This window comes from Bacillus sp. Y3, from assembly GCF_008123875.1.
Classification (GTDB): domain Bacteria; phylum Bacillota; class Bacilli; order Bacillales; family Bacillaceae; genus Bacillus; species Bacillus altitudinis.
Window position 1 is genome coordinate 46002 of record NZ_VSSC01000006.1, and the last position, 15837, is coordinate 61838.

Consider the following 15837-nt stretch of genomic DNA (forward strand, 5'->3'; position numbering starts at 1 on the left):
CTCATGGAGGCTGCTGTTTTTTGTAGGGAAATTTTAAAAACATAGTTGACTTATAGGAATTATATGTTTATGATAAAAAGACATAATTCGCTGATTGGATCACCAAAGGCGCTTTGATTTCCTTTTTCTATAGAAGGGTTCAGAGTGCCTTTTTTCTTGCATTCATCATGAAGGGGAGGGGATGACTTGTCACGCTGGCTTAGGCAGGTGATTGAGAGGAAAAAGCAGGTATTGATTGAGGAACTCCTTTTATGGGGGCATGAAGAAAAACATGAAGCGCTCATGCATTATACGATTCATGAGCTGGAAAATGAGGTTCTCTATTTAAAAGAGCGAAAGCAAAATTAGTGGGATGGGGGATGAGCGATGGATGAACAAAAGCTGAATTTTATTTTATCTGCCTTAAAAGGGATTGAATACGGGTCGGTGGTGATCACCATTCATAATGGACAAATTACACAAGTCGATACGACAGAAAAGACTCGTTTCCCCGCACACCAGGAGAATCTTCGGATTCAGAAAGCAAAGCAGGGGCGCTATCGTTCATGAAAAGTGATGAAAGATGATGAAAAGCTGATCCACTCATCAGCTTTTTTGTTTTGGCTTATTTTCTCACCATTTAAAACCTCTTCATTCTTTTATCCGTCTATTCGTATGAACGTCAAGGAATCTTGACTGAATAGAGAGACTCCGCTACTTTAATAGGAGTCATCCGGACAGGTCACCTGAGCCTGTGCGGATTGTCTGAGATAGGAGTTGATATGGGATGTTAGAGAAAGATCAAGAGCAGGTCACATCTGAAACGAAAAACGAAGAGCCATCAATAGATCAAGAAACAAGGCAGTCTCGCCTCAGCCGCAGTGCTGCAAAACGAGGAAGAACGGCTAAGCCAACTGATGAAGAGCGTTCAGCCATTCAGCGCATTGCAAGAGGTGTAGGCGGTGCGTTTAAGCGCTATGGCTCATATGGGCTCGCGATGTTAAAATCACCGAGCCGTGCGATCCATCAAGCGGACACTTTACGCATGAAGTACGCCTGGATTTCAATTGTGTTATTCAGTGTGTTTTTTGCTTTAGGCAACTACGTTCAATTAAAGGCGTCAAAGACCCGTTTATTAGGTTTTGGTATTCATTATTCTTTTGGTGACGCCTTTTTGAAGGTAGCGGTCTTTACACTCATTTTGTTGACACTGATGATGCTGACGGTTTGGGTGCTCGGTAAGTACATGCTGAAAGGGAACATCTCGCTGAAAGAAGTGATCATGAAGTTCGGTGCCATGCTTGTGCCGGTTTTGGTTTTATCTATCCTTTGGCTTGTATTTGCCATGCTGAATATTCCATATGTAACGGTGATTTTATCCGTCATGATGTTTTTCGGTCTTCAGCTGATTGCCATTGTGCTCTTCCGCTCCATTCAATCAGATCAAGAAGCTGTGCGGGGAGACTTGATGTATGCCGGCTGGGTCTTTTTGTTGATTGAGCTCGTCATCATTGCCCTTTTATGGGGCATTGTCGGAGAGTATTTGATCCCATCACTTGTTCCAGTTCGGTTTGGATAAAAACACGTTTCAGCGTGTACTCGGTCTTTTTAAAATTCAAAGGTTTTCTATCACGCTGAAAAGAAGACAAAGGGTTAAAATACAGTATATTTTAGCCCTTTATCAACCATCTAAAGCCTCCTTTTGAAAAAGGAGGTTTTTCATGTTGAGAAGAGGAAAAAACGGGTAAACTCTTGGTAACAAAGACCACCCCTTGTTGTCGAAAGATATATGTGTTTTTCTCGCGCAAATTTGATTGTATCAAGGTTTGTTCTCTAGTAGAATATGGGGTGCTTTATTTGATTTTTAGTGCAGGGGGTTCGAATCGTGCTTCAACAACTTTTATCCAATGCGTTCACCATGGTTTTGATTATTTTAGTGATTAACATTGTTTATGTCTCTTTTTCCACTATGCGTTTAATTTTAACAATGAAAGGCAGAAGGTATGCAGCCGCTTTTGCTGGTACTGTCGAGATGCTGATTTATGTCATTGGTTTGAGTATCGTATTAGATAACTTAGATCAAGTACAAAATGTCATTGCGTATGCGCTAGGTTATGGGATTGGAATCATTGTCGGGATGAAAATTGAAGAGAAGCTGGCACTAGGCTACATTACTGTGAACGTGATTACAAAAGAAATCGATCTAGATCTCCCAAAACAATTGAGAGAAAAAGGATATGGCGTCACCAACTGGGTAGTAGGAGGTCTTGAAGGAGACCGGTCAGCGATGCAAATTTTAACACCGAGAAAATATGAACTGCAATTATATGAAACGATTAAAACGCTTGATTCAAAGGCGTTTATCATTTCGTATGAGCCCAAAACGATTCATGGCGGCTTCTGGGTGAAGGCTGTGAAGAAAAGGAGAATTAAAGAATGACCGCAAAACCAAAGAAAAAGAAATTCTACGTGGAAGACAACATGACGATTGATCAAGTGTTGTCCCAGATGGCGGAGGAAGGCTACTCACCTGTCCGACGAATGGAGGAACCGATCTTTCAGGAAAAGAAGGAAAATGGGTCGATTCAGATCATTCCGATTGGGAAAAAAATCGTATTTGAGGGAAAAATACTCTAAATCCGAACATTAAAACGACGACTTCATAGATTGTTCGATAAATCCGTTGACATCATGAACATCCGTTGTTAAGATAAACATGAAATCAAAACACGAGCCTCATATAATCTTGGGAATATGGCCCATAAGTTTCTACCCAGTTACCGTAAATGACTGGACTATGCAGGATAGTGAACAAAACTGACATGGCGTTTTAAAAGCGAACAGCGCTTACCATGGCCCGGTTTGTGTTGCTTCCTAACAATGCAATACAAACCGGGCCTTTTTGTTCGGCGTTTGACAAGCTGCTTAGGTTTGGGAAGCGTGTCAAACGATACAAAATCGAATAATAGCTTAAAGGTGGGGACAAAATGAAGCCGCTTGTAGGTGTCATCATGGGAAGTACATCTGATTGGGAAACAATGAAACATGCGTGCGATATCTTAGAGGAATTAAACATTCCGTATGAAAAACAGGTTGTATCCGCACATCGGACACCTGATTTGATGTTTGAATATGCGACTGAAGCAAGAGGTAAAGGACTCAAGGTCATTATTGCCGGTGCTGGAGGCGCAGCACATTTACCGGGGATGGTCGCAGCAAAAACGACACTGCCGGTCATTGGTGTGCCCGTACAATCAAAAGCATTAAACGGGCTGGATTCCTTATTATCCATTGTTCAAATGCCAGGCGGTGTACCTGTTGCCACAGTGGCAATCGGCAAAGCCGGTGCAACAAATGCAGGCCTTTTAGCTGCACAAATGATTTCAGCATTCGATGAAGCCGTTGCAGCACGCCTTGAAGAAAGAAGAGAGCAAACAAAACAAACTGTATTAGAAAGCAGTGATCAGCTTGGCTAAGCAGACCATTTTTCCAAACGCAACCATTGGTATCATCGGCGGCGGACAGCTTGGCAGATACATGGCCGTCAGTGCAAAGCAAATGGGCTACCGGGCAGCAGTCCTTGACCCAGTCACACTTTCTCCTTGTGGACAGGTTGCTGATACAGAAATCACAGCCGCATACAGTGACCTTGAAGCAATAAGGCAGCTGGCGGACATCAGTGATGTGGTCACATATGAATTTGAAAACATTGATTATGATGCACTCAACCAACTGAAGGAAGAGGCGTATTTACCGCAAGGAAGCGAACTCCTTCTTTTAACCCAAAACCGTGAAACGGAGAAAAAAGGGATTGTAGATGCAGGCTGTGAAGTCGCCCCTTATCGCATCGTTCATGATGAGAAGGAGCTGGAAGACGCAGTAAATGCGCTTGGTTTGCCAGCTGTGCTGAAAACATGCAGAGGTGGTTACGACGGTAAAGGACAGTACGTGATCAAAGAGAAGGATCAGCTTCATGAAGCGGCTGCACTTCTCACTCATGGGACATGTATTTTAGAAAGCTGGGTTCCTTTCCAAATGGAACTGTCCGTGATTGTGACGCGGTCTGTTCATGGGGAAATTGCGACATTCCCAGTCGCTGAGAACATTCATAAGCACAATATTTTATTCCAAAGCATCGTGCCTGCACGGGTAGATGGCAGCATTCAGGAGAAAGCAAAAGAGCTGGCAACAACGCTTGCTGAAAAGCTAGGGCTGGTCGGTACGCTTGCTGTTGAACTGTTCCTGACAAATGAAGCGAAGCTGCTCGTCAATGAACTGGCACCGCGCCCGCATAACTCTGGACATTACACATTGGATTTATGTGAGACGAGTCAGTTTGAACAGCACATTCGCGCCATATGCGGTTTGCCGCTTGGCGGAACAGCTCTTTTATCAGAGGGTGTGATGGTGAATTTGCTGGGCGATGAAGTGGACATCCCAAAAGAACATCCTGAGCTTTTAAAGGAAGCGAAGCTTTATCTATATGGCAAACATGAAGTAAAAGCCGGCCGCAAAATGGGGCATATGACATTTATGAAACAGCTTGATGATGAATGGATGGCAAACATCACAAAGATATGGACTGAAAGAGATGGAGGAAACGGGAAATGATCGAACGTTACGCACGACCAGAAATGTCAGCAATCTGGACAGAGGAAAACAAATTTAATGCATGGCTTGAAGTAGAAATTCTCGCTTGTGAAGCTTGGGCAGAACTTGGTGTCATTCCGAAAGAAGACGTTGTGACTATGCGTAAGAATGCAAGCTTTGATATTGATCGTATTCTAGAGATTGAACAAGACACGCGCCACGACGTGGTTGCCTTTACGCGTGCTGTATCTGAATCTCTAGGAGAAGAAAGAAAGTGGGTTCATTACGGGTTAACATCGACAGACGTAGTGGATACGGCGCTTTCATATCTATTAAAACAGGCGAACGATATTTTGCTCAAGGACATTGAGAGATTTGTTGACATACTAAAAGAAAAAGCAAAAGAGCACAAATATACCGTCATGATGGGCCGTACACACGGTGTACACGCTGAACCGACAACATTTGGCCTAAAGCTTGGTCTTTGGTACGAGGAAATGAAGCGTAACTTAGAACGTTTTAAACAAGCAAAAGCCGGCATCGAATACGGCAAAATCTCTGGTGCTGTTGGCACATATGCGAACATCGACCCGTTTGTTGAGCAATATGTATGTGAGAAACTTGGCATCAAAGCTGCACCAATTTCAACCCAAACCTTGCAGCGTGACCGTCATGCAGATTACATGGCAACCCTTGCTTTAGTTGCAACAAGCATTGAGAAATTTGCTGTTGAAATTCGTGGTCTTCAAAAGAGTGAAACACGTGAAGTAGAAGAGTTCTTTGCAAAAGGACAAAAAGGATCATCAGCGATGCCTCATAAACGAAACCCAATCGGTTCTGAAAATATGACGGGAATTGCCCGCGTCATCCGTGGTTATATGCTGACTGCTTATGAAAATGTACCGCTTTGGCATGAACGTGATATTTCTCATTCATCTGCTGAACGCATCATTTTACCAGATGCAACGATTGCCCTGAACTACATGCTCAACCGTTTCTCAAACATCGTGAAAAACTTAACGGTTTTCCCTGAAAACATGAAGCGCAACATGGACCGCACACTCGGCTTAATTTACTCACAGCGTGTTCTGCTTGCACTCATTGATACAGGTATGGCACGTGAAGAAGCATATGACACAGTTCAGCCAAAAGCGATGGAAGCTTGGGAAAAACAAGTACCATTCCGTACATTAGTAGAAGCAGAAGAGAAAATCACTTCACGCTTAACACCTGAACAAATCGCTGACTGCTTCGATTACAACTATCACTTGAAAAATGTCGATATGATTTTCGAACGTCTAGGTCTTGCGTAAGAAATGGGCCGCCTGCTAGTCAGGCGCCTAATCCTGAAAATTGCCAACATTCAAATTAGGAGGCCAATCTGAATGACTGTGAAACAAGAACTTCTCTACGAAGGCAAAGCGAAAAGAATCTATCAGACCGATGACGAGCATATTTTATATGTTGAATATAAAGACTCAGCTACAGCATTTAACGGTGAAAAGAAAGCGGAAATTGAAGGCAAAGGCAGACTGAATAACGAAATTTCCAGCTTGATTTTTCAAATGCTACATGAGAAAGGAATCAACAATCACTTTGTGAAACGCCTATCTGAAACAGAACAGCTCATTCAAAAGGTAGACATCGTACCGCTTGAAGTCGTTGTGCGAAACGTGGTGGCAGGCAGTATGTCAAAACGTCTTGGGATTCCAGAGGGAACGAAACTGGACACACCTTTGATCGAGTTTTACTACAAAGATGATGCACTCGGCGATCCGCTCATTACAGAAGATCATATTCGCATTTTACATGCAGCGACACCTGAACAGGTCGAGGAAATGAAACAAATCACAAGACAAGTGAATGAAGAATTGAAGCAAATCTTCTCAGATTGCCATGTGAATTTAATTGATTTCAAGCTTGAATTCGGAATAGATCACGAGAATCGTATTTTGCTAGCTGATGAGATTTCACCTGATACGTGCAGGCTTTGGGACAAAGACACAAACGAAAAGCTTGATAAAGACGTGTTCAGACGAAACCTGGGCGGCTTAACAAATGCATACGAAGAAATTTTCAAAAGACTTGGAGGCCATAAACATGTATAAAGTGAAAATTTTTGTCAGCTTAAAAGAGAGCGTTCTTGATCCACAAGGAAGTGCCGTGCAGCACGCTTTGCACAGCATGTCTTATCAGGAAGTAAAGGATGTCCGTATCGGGAAATATATGGAGCTAGTCATTGAGAAATCAGATCGTGACTTAGATACAGTGGTCAAAGAAATGTGTGAAAAATTGCTTGCCAACACGGTGATTGAAGATTACCGCTATGAGGTGGAGGAGGTTGTCGCACAGTGAAGTTTGCAGTGATCGTCTTGCCTGGCTCTAACTGTGATATCGATATGTATCATGCGATTCAAGATGAGTTAGGTGAACAAGTTGAATATGTATGGCACGACGAAACGAGTCTTGATGGTTTTGACGGTGTACTCGTACCAGGCGGTTTTTCTTATGGGGATTACTTAAGATGCGGTGCGATTGCTCGTTTTTCTAACATCATGCCGGCTGTGAAAAAAGCAGCTGCGGAAGGAAAACCTGTTCTTGGTGTTTGTAACGGGTTCCAAATTCTTCAGGAGCTTGGCATTTTGCCAGGTGCAATGAGACGGAATAAAGATCTAAAATTTATCTGTCGTCCAGTTGAACTCATTGTAGAGAACAACGAAACGCAATTTACAAGCGGTTATCAAAAAGGTGAATCGATTACGATTCCTGTAGCACACGGTGAAGGTAACTTCTACTGTGACGAAGACACGTTAGCGAAGCTGATTGAACGAGGCCAAATCGCTTTCACTTACGGTGACGATATTAACGGCAGTGTCAATCGAATTGCAGGTGTAACGAATGAACAGGGCAATGTACTCGGCATGATGCCGCACCCTGAGCGCGCGGTTGACTCATTACTAGGCAGCGCAGACGGACTTAAATTGTTTCAATCTATCGTGAAAAATTGGAGGGACACTCATGTCACTACTGCTTGAACCAAGTCACAAGCAAATTAAAGAAGAGAAATTGTATCAGCAAATGGGATTGAGTGATGAAGAATTCGCTTTAATCGAATCCATTATTGGCAGGCTGCCAAACTACACAGAAACGGGTATCTTTTCTGTCATGTGGTCAGAGCATTGCAGTTATAAAAACTCAAAGCCTGTTTTAAGCAAATTCCCGACAAAAGGAGAGCATGTTCTTCAAGGTCCTGGGGAAGGCGCTGGAATCGTTGATATTGGAGACAACCAAGCGGTTGTATTTAAAATCGAATCACATAACCATCCATCTGCAATTGAACCGTATCAAGGAGCAGCAACAGGTGTTGGCGGAATCATCCGTGATGTATTCTCCATGGGTGCTCGTCCAATTGCGGTATTAAACTCTCTTCGTTTTGGTGAACTGACTTCACCGCGCGTGAAGTACTTGTTTGAAGAAGTAGTGGCAGGGATTGCAGGCTATGGAAACTGTATCGGTATTCCAACAGTCGGCGGAGAAGTTCATTTTGATCAAAGCTATGAAGGCAACCCGCTCGTTAACGCGATGTGTGTAGGGTTAATCAACCACGAAGACATCAAGAAAGGGCAGGCAAAAGGTGTTGGCAATACGGTCATGTACGTTGGTGCTAAAACGGGACGTGACGGGATTCACGGTGCAACATTTGCGTCTGAAGAATTTTCTGATGAATCAGAAGAAAAACGTTCAGCGGTTCAAGTCGGCGATCCGTTCATGGAAAAGCTTTTGCTTGAAGCATGTCTTGAAGTCATCAAAAATGATGCGCTTGTGGGCATTCAAGATATGGGAGCGGCTGGCTTAACTAGCTCAAGTGCAGAGATGGCAAGTAAAGCCGGTTCAGGTATCGAAATGAACCTAGACCTGATCCCTCAGCGTGAAACAGGCATGTCAGCGTATGAAATGATGCTGTCTGAATCCCAAGAGAGAATGCTGTTGGTCATTGAAAAAGGCCGTGAGCAAGAAATCATTGATATTTTTGAAAAATACGACCTTGAAGCAGTCTCAGTCGGTCATGTGACAGACGATAAAATGCTTCGTTTACTCCATCAAGGAGAAGTAGTGTGTGAGCTTCCAGTTGACGCACTTGCAGAAGAAGCACCGGTTTATCACAAGCCGTCAAGTGAGCCTGCATACTATCGCGAGTTTTTAGAAACAAAAGTGGAAGCTCCAGCGATCACAGATGCAGCAGATACGTTGAAACAGCTGTTAAAACAGCCAACGATTGCGAGTAAAGAATGGGTTTACGATCAATACGACTATATGGTTCGTACAAACACAGTCGTTGCACCCGGCTCTGATGCGGGCGTGCTCAGAATCCGTGGGACGAAAAAAGCTCTTGCGATGACAACAGATTGTAACGCACGTTATCTCTACCTTGATCCAGAGGTTGGCGGGAAAATCGCCGTTGCAGAAGCCGCACGTAACATTGTCTGCTCAGGCGCTCGTCCGCTTGCAGTAACAGATAACTTGAACTTCGGTAACCCGGAGAAACCAGAAATCTTCTGGCAGATTGAAAAATCTGCTGACGGCATTAGCGAAGCTTGCCGTACTTTAAGTACACCGGTCATCGGCGGTAACGTCTCTTTATATAACGAGTCAAATGGAACAGCCATTTACCCAACGCCAGTTATTGGCATGGTTGGTTTGATTGAAGATACAGCTCATATTACGACTCAATCGTTCCAGCAGGCAGGCGATGTGATTTTCGTCATTGGTGAAACGAAGGAAGAATTCGCAGGCAGTGAGCTTCAAAAAATGACTGAAGGCCGTATCTACGGAAAAGCACCAGAAATTGATTTGGATGTAGAGCTGGCGCGTCAAGAAGCCCTTTTAGCAGCAATTCAAAACGGACTTGTTCAGTCAGCACATGATGTGTCTGAAGGCGGTCTTGGTGTAGCTCTAGCTGAAAGTACATTTGGAACAGATGGTCTTGGCGCTGATATCCAGATCGATCTAAACAGCGCAGCATCACTATTCAGTGAATCACAGTCACGTTTTGTCGTCACAGTGAAACCAGAAAACCGCGAAGCGTTTGCTGCGGCTGTGCAAGATGCAAAAGAAGTCGGAACGGTCACAAATGATGGTGTATTCACTGTCAAAAATCAAGAAGGACAACAATGGATTCATGCGGCAGTCAACGAGCTTGAACGCGCATGGAAAGGAGCGATCCCATGCTTGCTGAAATCAGAGGCTTAAACGAAGAATGTGGCGTCTTTGGGGTTTGGGGACACGAAGAAGCCCCGCAAATCACATATTACGGATTGCATAGCCTTCAGCACCGAGGACAAGAAGGTGCGGGAATTATTGCAACAGACGGTGAAAACCTGACGTCACACAAAGGCCTTGGACTGATTACGGAAGTGTTCCAAAATGGTGAGCTTAAGGATTTAAAGGGAAAAGGTGCGATCGGACACGTTCGGTATGCGACAGCAGGCGGAGGCGGCTTTGAGAATGTGCAGCCCCTCTTCTTCCGCTCGCAAAACAATGGCAGTCTTGCCCTTGCTCATAATGGAAACTTGGTCAATGCAACGCAATTAAAGCAGCAGCTAGAGAACCAAGGAAGTATTTTTCAAACGTCTTCTGATACCGAAGTGCTCGCTCACTTAATTAAGCGCAGCGGATATATGGATTTGAAGGATCAAATCAAAAATGCTCTGTCCATGTTAAAAGGAGCATATGCTTTCTTAATCATGACGGAAACAGAAATGATCGTAGCCCTTGATCCGAACGGGTTACGCCCACTTTCACTTGGTATGCTTGGAGATGCTTATGTTGTCGCTTCTGAAACATGTGCCTTTGATGTCGTTGGTGCTACGTATTTACGTGATGTAGAGCCTGGCGAAATGCTGATCATTAATGATGAAGGCTTAAAATCTGAGCGCTTCTCAATGAACATTAACCGCAGCATGTGCAGCATGGAATACATTTATTTCTCAAGACCGGACAGCAATATCAATGGCATCAACGTGCATAGTGCGAGAAAGAATCTTGGCAAGAAGCTTGCAGAAGAAGCACATGTCGAAGCAGATGTCGTGACAGGTGTGCCAGACTCCAGTATTTCTGTAGCGATTGGTTATGCCGAAGCAACAGGTATTCCATATGAGCTAGGTTTAATTAAAAACCGATATGTCGGCCGGACATTTATTCAGCCGTCTCAAGCATTGCGTGAGCAGGGCGTGCGAATGAAGCTGTCTGCTGTGCGCGGGGTGGTCGAAGGCAAACGTGTCGTCATGGTGGATGATTCCATCGTACGTGGAACAACAAGCCGCCGAATTGTGACGATGCTAAGAGAAGCAGGTGCGACGGAAGTGCATGTACGCATTAGTTCACCGCCAATCGCTCATCCGTGTTTTTATGGAATTGATACGTCTACACACGAAGAGCTGATTGCGTCATCTCATTCAGTGGAAGAAATTAGACAGGAAATCGGTGCAGACTCCATTGCATTTTTATCTGTAGACGGTTTAATGGACGGGATTGGCAGAAAGTATGATGATCCGCAGCGCGGTCAGTGTTTAGCATGCTTTACTGGAAAATACCCGACCGAAATTTATGAAGATACTGTCCTTCCTCATGTGAAGGAAACAGTCCTGACGAAATAATCGAATAATGGAGCAGCAGTCAACGTGATTTGATATGCTGCTCTTTCATTCTGCCGAAAATACATGAAAGACAAGCAGATAAAAGGAGTGAATGGGATGTCAGAAGCATATAAAAACGCCGGTGTCGACATCGAAGCAGGATACGAAGCCGTTAAACGAATGAAAACACACGTAGAACGTACAAAAAGAGCAGGTGTCATGGGGGCTCTAGGCGGATTTGGCGGGATGTTTGATTTATCTGAACTGCCATACAAAAAGCCCGTTCTTGTCTCAGGAACAGATGGTGTTGGTACGAAATTAAAGCTGGCATTTTTAATGGATCAGCACGATACGATCGGTGTAGATGCTGTCGCTATGTGTGTGAACGATGTGCTTGCACAAGGGGCAGAGCCGCTCTTTTTCTTAGATTACTTAGCAGTTGGAAAAGCAGATCCTTTGAAAATTGAATCCATTGTCAAAGGTGTAGCTGACGGATGCGAGCAGTCTGGTTCAGCGCTTGTCGGCGGAGAGACAGCAGAAATGCCGGGTCTTTACACAGAAGAAGAATATGATATTGCTGGATTTTCTGTAGGTGTCGTTGAAAAGGATGAAATCGTCACAGGGGAGAATATCAAGGAAGGGCATTTGCTGATTGGACTCAGCTCTAGCGGAATTCATAGCAATGGCTATTCTCTTGTACGAAAAGTATTGCTTGAAGACGCAGGTCTAGACCTTCACCAAACGTATGAACCTTTTACAAGACCGCTTGGAGAAGAGCTGCTGGAACCGACGAAGATTTATGTCAAGCCTGTTCTTAAACAAGTGAAAGCTGGCAAAGTTGACGGTATGGCACATGTGACAGGCGGTGGCTTTATTGAGAATTTACCACGTATGCTACCTGAAGGACTTGGTGTTGAGATTGATAATGGTTCATGGCCAGTTCCGCCTATTTTCTCCTTTATTCAAGAAAAAGGGCAATTGAAAGCAGAAGAGATGTTCAATGTATTTAATATGGGTATCGGCTTTGTCCTAGCCGTCAAAGAGGATGATCTCGTCGATGTGATTAGCGGACTTGAACAAGACGGAGAGAAAGCCTTCCTTATCGGACGAGTTCAAAAAGGAGAAGGCGTCACTTTCGGTGGTGGAAGCCTCTCATGAAAAAGTTTGCGATCTTCGCCTCTGGAAGCGGGACAAATTTTCAAGCTATTATTGATACGTTAAAAGAAGAACAGTGGCCGGCAAAAGCCGCCATTGTGATCTGTGATAAACCGGGTGCGAAGGTGCTGGAGCGGGCAGAGAAAGAGGGCATTCCGTCCTTTTCTTTTACGCCGAAGGCTTTCCCGAGTAAAGCCGCTTTTGAGCAAACCATCATTGAACAGCTGAAGCTGCATGAAGTGGAATGGATTTTCCTCGCTGGGTATATGCGACTGATCGGTCCGACATTACTTGACGCATTCAGAGGGAAAATCGTGAATATCCACCCTTCTTTATTGCCAGCATTTCCTGGACTCGATGCGATTGGACAAGCCTATCAAGCAGGAGTCAAAGTGGCTGGCATCACGGTTCATTATGTCGACGAAGGCATGGATACCGGCCCGATTATTGACCAAGCAGCCATTCATATTGAACAAGGGGAAGACCTTGAATCCATTGAAAAAAGAATGCATGAATTAGAACATACACTATATCCAAAAGTGATCAAATCACTTTTAGAATTATCTTAATGAGGTGACAAAGGCATGACGATCAAACGCGCATTAATCAGTGTTTCCGATAAAACAAATCTTGTACCTTTTGTGAAAGAACTAACAGAACTTGGCGTTGAAGTGATTTCAACTGGTGGTACACACAAACTTCTTCAAGAGAACGGCATTGATGTCATTGGTATTTCTGAAGTGACTGGCTTCCCAGAAATCATGGACGGACGTCTCAAAACGCTTCATCCGAACATTCACGGTGGACTATTAGCAGTGAGAGAAAACGAGGAGCATATGGCACAGATTGAAAAGCACGGCATTCAGCCGATTGATCTTGTCGTTGTGAATCTATATCCATTCAAAGAGACCATTTCCAAAGACGATGTCACGTATGAAGAAGCGATTGAAAACATTGATATTGGCGGACCGGGTATGCTTCGTGCTGCTTCTAAAAACCATCAGGACGTCACTGTGATTGTAGACCCGCGTGATTATGATTCTGTCGTTCAACAAATCAAAGAAGGCGGCGTCTCACTAGAGAAAAAACGTGAGCTTGCAGCAAAAGTATTCCGTCATACAGCTGCTTACGATGCCCTGATTGCGGATTATTTAACGAACTTTGTTGGCGAAACAGAGCCAGAACAGTTCACAGTCACATTTGAGAAAAAACAATCTCTTCGTTATGGAGAAAACCCGCACCAAGCGGCGACGTTCTATGAAAATGCGCTTCCAAGCAAAGGCTCTTTAGCTACTGCAACGCAATTACATGGAAAAGAACTTTCCTACAACAACATCAAAGATGCAGATGCAGCACTTCAAATTGTACGTGAATTTACGGAGCCCGCGGCTGTGGCTGTAAAGCATATGAACCCATGTGGTGTTGGGACAGGAGAAACGATTGCAGAAGCATTTGATCGTGCATTTAAAGCAGATGAAACGTCTATTTTCGGCGGCATTGTGGCGCTTAATCGTGAAGTAGACAAGCAAACGGCTGAGGTGCTCCATACGATTTTCTTAGAAATCGTCATCGCACCATCGTTCAGCCAAGAAGCACTTGATGTGCTAACAGCGAAAAAGAACCTTCGTCTACTAACATTAGATGTAGAAGCAGATCTTGGGAAAAAAGAAAAGCAGCTCACAAGTGTTCATGGTGGATTGCTCGTTCAGGATATCGACACATACGGTTTAGAGGAAGCAACGATCTCTATCCCAACGAAAAGAGAGCCGACTGAAGACGAATGGAAAGACTTAAAGCTCGCTTGGAAAGTCGTCAAGCATGTGAAATCAAATGCCATCGTTCTAGCGAAGGATCAAATGACAGCAGGTATCGGCGCTGGTCAAATGAACCGTGTTGGCTCGGCTAATATTGCGATTGAGCAAGCAGGTGAAAAGGCAAAAGGCAGTGCACTAGGTTCTGATGCATTTTTCCCAATGGGCGATACAGTGGAAGCTGCTGCAAAGGCAGGCGTTACAGCGATCATCCAGCCAGGTGGATCTATTCGTGATGAAGAATCGATTCAAAAGGCAGATGAATACGGCATCGCCATGGTCTTCACTGGCGTTAGACATTTCAAACATTAAGGGGATGACAGTGTGAACGTATTAATTATCGGCAGAGGTGGAAGAGAGCATACCATCGCATGGAAAGTGAATCAAAGTGAACTTGTCAGCCAAGTATTTGTCGCACCCGGCAATGATGGAATGACAGACGCAGCAAAGCTTGTACCGATCGACGAAGGTGATCATGAGGCGTTAATTCGTTTTGCAAAAGACAATAACATCGGCTTAACAATTGTTGGTCCAGAGGTTCCTTTAATTGCAGGTGTCGTCGATGCATTTGAAGAAGCAGGTCTCAAGGTATTTGGACCGAATGCAAAAGCCGCAGTCATTGAAGGCTCAAAAGAATTTGCAAAAGACTTAATGAAAAATTATGATATCCCGACAGCCGCTTACGCCACTTTTACATCGTTTGAAGAAGCGAAGGCATATGTAGAAGAAAAGGGTGCCCCAATTGTGATTAAAGCAGATGGGCTTGCCGCAGGAAAAGGCGTGACAGTGGCAATGACGCTTGAAGAGGCGATCAACTGCCTGCATGACTTTTTAGAGGATGAAAAGTTTGGCGATGCGAGTGCATCGGTTGTCATTGAAGAATTTTTAACAGGTGAAGAGTTTTCTCTGATGGCCTTTGTCAATGGAGAAAAGGTGTATCCGATGGTGATCGCACAGGATCATAAACGGGCATTTGAAGATGACAAAGGACCAAACACCGGCGGGATGGGCGCTTATTCACCGGTTCCACAAATTTCAGATGAAGTCGTACAAAAAGCGGTGGAAGACGTTGTCAAACCGGCAGCCCGCGCGATGGTGCAGGAAGAGCGTCCGTTTACAGGCATTTTATATGCAGGCTTAATGCTAACACCAGAAGGCTCAAAGGTCATTGAATTCAATGCACGCTTTGGCGACCCTGAAACGCAGGTGGTGCTCCCTCGTCTAGAATCAGATCTAGTCCAAGTATTCCTCGATATTCTAGATGGAAAAGATGTGGACTTGCAGTGGAAAGACACAGCCGCTGTCAGTGTCGTTCTTGCATCAGAAGGATACCCGGAAGACTACGCAAAAGGCACACCAATCGGTGCTTTGCAAACAACGGTCTCTGATGTCGTCACCTTCCATGCAGGAACGAAAAAGGAAAACGATCAATTCGTCACAAATGGCGGCCGTGTAGCAAATGTGACCGCATTTGACGACACATTTGAAGCAGCAAGATCAAGAGTGTATGAAGCGGTTGAAGAAATCATTCAGCCAGGTTTATTTTATCGCCGTGACATTGGCGCCCGTGCGCTGAAGGCTGCGGGGAAAAACGTTTAATCAAAACACCTTTCTATCTGACGAGATGGAAAGGTGTTTTTTCTTCTTCTGTTCATAGAGGGATGCGG

General features: G+C 44.3%; 17 protein-coding genes and 1 riboswitch. All 17 genes read left to right on the forward strand.

The window, feature by feature from the left end; translation table 11 throughout:
- The first annotated feature begins 186 nt into the window (after nt 1-186).
- The 17 genes from FXF70_RS19095 (at nt 187) to purD (ending at nt 15769) form a co-directional block, all read left to right on the forward strand.
- The gene (locus tag FXF70_RS19095; RefSeq protein ID WP_187424776.1) at nt 187-348 is read left to right on the forward strand and encodes a hypothetical protein; all 162 of its coding nucleotides are present in this window, start codon (nt 187-189) and stop codon (nt 346-348) included.
- Between the two features lie 18 nt (nt 349-366).
- Nucleotides 367-549 carry a YezD family protein gene (locus tag FXF70_RS14855; RefSeq protein ID WP_008344304.1) on the forward strand — a complete coding sequence of 61 codons (183 nt, stop codon included), beginning with the start codon at nt 367-369 and terminating at the stop codon, nt 547-549.
- 217 nt (nt 550-766) lie between these two features.
- The gene (locus FXF70_RS14860; protein WP_148780529.1) at nt 767-1558 is read left to right on the forward strand and encodes a hypothetical protein; all 792 of its coding nucleotides are present in this window, start codon (nt 767-769) and stop codon (nt 1556-1558) included.
- Nucleotides 1559-1864: 306 nt separating this feature from the next.
- Entirely contained in the window at nt 1865-2419 is a 555-nt protein-coding gene (locus tag FXF70_RS14865; RefSeq protein WP_008344300.1) for a DUF2179 domain-containing protein, read from the forward strand.
- Nucleotides 2416-2616, forward strand: a complete 201-nt coding sequence (locus tag FXF70_RS14870; RefSeq protein ID WP_008344299.1) for an NETI motif-containing protein — start codon at nt 2416-2418, stop codon at nt 2614-2616. The genes FXF70_RS14865 and FXF70_RS14870 overlap by 4 nt, the downstream gene beginning before the upstream one ends.
- A gap of 79 nt (nt 2617-2695) precedes the next feature.
- Nucleotides 2696-2797: riboswitch (purine riboswitch) on the forward strand.
- A 169-nt stretch (nt 2798-2966) separates the two neighbouring features.
- A complete protein-coding gene (gene purE / locus FXF70_RS14875) occupies nt 2967-3455 on the forward strand; it encodes a 5-(carboxyamino)imidazole ribonucleotide mutase (protein WP_017359824.1) in 489 nt (162 codons plus the stop codon).
- Nucleotides 3448-4590 carry a 5-(carboxyamino)imidazole ribonucleotide synthase gene (gene purK / locus FXF70_RS14880; RefSeq protein ID WP_148780531.1) on the forward strand — a complete coding sequence of 381 codons (1143 nt, stop codon included), beginning with the start codon at nt 3448-3450 and terminating at the stop codon, nt 4588-4590. The genes purE and purK overlap by 8 nt, the downstream gene beginning before the upstream one ends.
- On the forward strand, nt 4587-5882 hold the full coding sequence (purB, locus tag FXF70_RS14885; RefSeq protein ID WP_148780533.1) for an adenylosuccinate lyase: 1296 nt from the start codon (nt 4587-4589) through the stop codon (nt 5880-5882). The genes purK and purB overlap by 4 nt, the downstream gene beginning before the upstream one ends.
- A gap of 72 nt (nt 5883-5954) precedes the next feature.
- The gene (purC, locus tag FXF70_RS14890; protein WP_007496901.1) at nt 5955-6677 is read left to right on the forward strand and encodes a phosphoribosylaminoimidazolesuccinocarboxamide synthase; all 723 of its coding nucleotides are present in this window, start codon (nt 5955-5957) and stop codon (nt 6675-6677) included.
- Entirely contained in the window at nt 6670-6924 is a 255-nt protein-coding gene (gene purS, locus FXF70_RS14895) for a phosphoribosylformylglycinamidine synthase subunit PurS (protein WP_003214349.1), read from the forward strand. Before purC ends, purS begins: the two co-directional genes overlap by 8 nt.
- Nucleotides 6921-7604, forward strand: a complete 684-nt coding sequence (gene purQ, locus FXF70_RS14900) for a phosphoribosylformylglycinamidine synthase subunit PurQ (RefSeq protein ID WP_008344292.1) — start codon at nt 6921-6923, stop codon at nt 7602-7604. Before purS ends, purQ begins: the two co-directional genes overlap by 4 nt.
- On the forward strand, nt 7588-9819 hold the full coding sequence (gene purL, locus FXF70_RS14905) for a phosphoribosylformylglycinamidine synthase subunit PurL (protein ID WP_008344291.1): 2232 nt from the start codon (nt 7588-7590) through the stop codon (nt 9817-9819). Before purQ ends, purL begins: the two co-directional genes overlap by 17 nt.
- On the forward strand, nt 9795-11225 hold the full coding sequence (purF, locus tag FXF70_RS14910) for an amidophosphoribosyltransferase (RefSeq protein WP_148780535.1): 1431 nt from the start codon (nt 9795-9797) through the stop codon (nt 11223-11225). Before purL ends, purF begins: the two co-directional genes overlap by 25 nt.
- 96 nt (nt 11226-11321) lie before the next feature.
- Nucleotides 11322-12362, forward strand: a complete 1041-nt coding sequence (gene purM / locus FXF70_RS14915) for a phosphoribosylformylglycinamidine cyclo-ligase (protein ID WP_017366751.1) — start codon at nt 11322-11324, stop codon at nt 12360-12362.
- Entirely contained in the window at nt 12359-12928 is a 570-nt protein-coding gene (purN, locus tag FXF70_RS14920) for a phosphoribosylglycinamide formyltransferase (protein WP_008344288.1), read from the forward strand. The genes purM and purN overlap by 4 nt, the downstream gene beginning before the upstream one ends.
- Nucleotides 12929-12943: 15 nt before the next feature.
- Nucleotides 12944-14482: a bifunctional phosphoribosylaminoimidazolecarboxamide formyltransferase/IMP cyclohydrolase gene (gene purH / locus FXF70_RS14925; protein ID WP_035703537.1), complete on the forward strand. Its 1539-nt coding sequence runs from the start codon at nt 12944-12946 to the stop codon at nt 14480-14482.
- Between the two features lie 12 nt (nt 14483-14494).
- Nucleotides 14495-15769, forward strand: coding sequence for a phosphoribosylamine--glycine ligase (purD, locus tag FXF70_RS14930; RefSeq protein ID WP_148780537.1), 1275 nt, complete (start codon nt 14495-14497; stop codon nt 15767-15769).
- Nucleotides 15770-15837: the final 68 nt, after the last annotated feature.

Excerpts from the sequence above, each read along its gene's own strand:
- FXF70_RS14860 (WP_148780529.1), top strand. The coding sequence starts at position 767 with ATGTTAGAGAAAGATCAAGAGCAGGTCACATCTGAAACGAAAAACGAA.
- purB (WP_148780533.1), top strand. The coding sequence starts at position 4,587 with ATGATCGAACGTTACGCACGACCAGAAATGTCAGCAATCTGGACAGAG.
- purE (WP_017359824.1), top strand. The coding sequence starts at position 2,967 with ATGAAGCCGCTTGTAGGTGTCATCATGGGAAGTACATCTGATTGGGAA.
- purF (WP_148780535.1), top strand. The coding sequence starts at position 9,795 with ATGCTTGCTGAAATCAGAGGCTTAAACGAAGAATGTGGCGTCTTTGGG.
- FXF70_RS14855 (WP_008344304.1), top strand. The coding sequence starts at position 367 with ATGGATGAACAAAAGCTGAATTTTATTTTATCTGCCTTAAAAGGGATT.
- purS (WP_003214349.1), top strand. The coding sequence starts at position 6,670 with ATGTATAAAGTGAAAATTTTTGTCAGCTTAAAAGAGAGCGTTCTTGAT.
- purN (WP_008344288.1), top strand. The coding sequence starts at position 12,359 with ATGAAAAAGTTTGCGATCTTCGCCTCTGGAAGCGGGACAAATTTTCAA.
- FXF70_RS14870 (WP_008344299.1), top strand. The coding sequence starts at position 2,416 with ATGACCGCAAAACCAAAGAAAAAGAAATTCTACGTGGAAGACAACATG.
- purC (WP_007496901.1), top strand. The coding sequence starts at position 5,955 with ATGACTGTGAAACAAGAACTTCTCTACGAAGGCAAAGCGAAAAGAATC.
- purH (WP_035703537.1), top strand. The coding sequence starts at position 12,944 with ATGACGATCAAACGCGCATTAATCAGTGTTTCCGATAAAACAAATCTT.
- purL (WP_008344291.1), top strand. The coding sequence starts at position 7,588 with ATGTCACTACTGCTTGAACCAAGTCACAAGCAAATTAAAGAAGAGAAA.
- purM (WP_017366751.1), top strand. The coding sequence starts at position 11,322 with ATGTCAGAAGCATATAAAAACGCCGGTGTCGACATCGAAGCAGGATAC.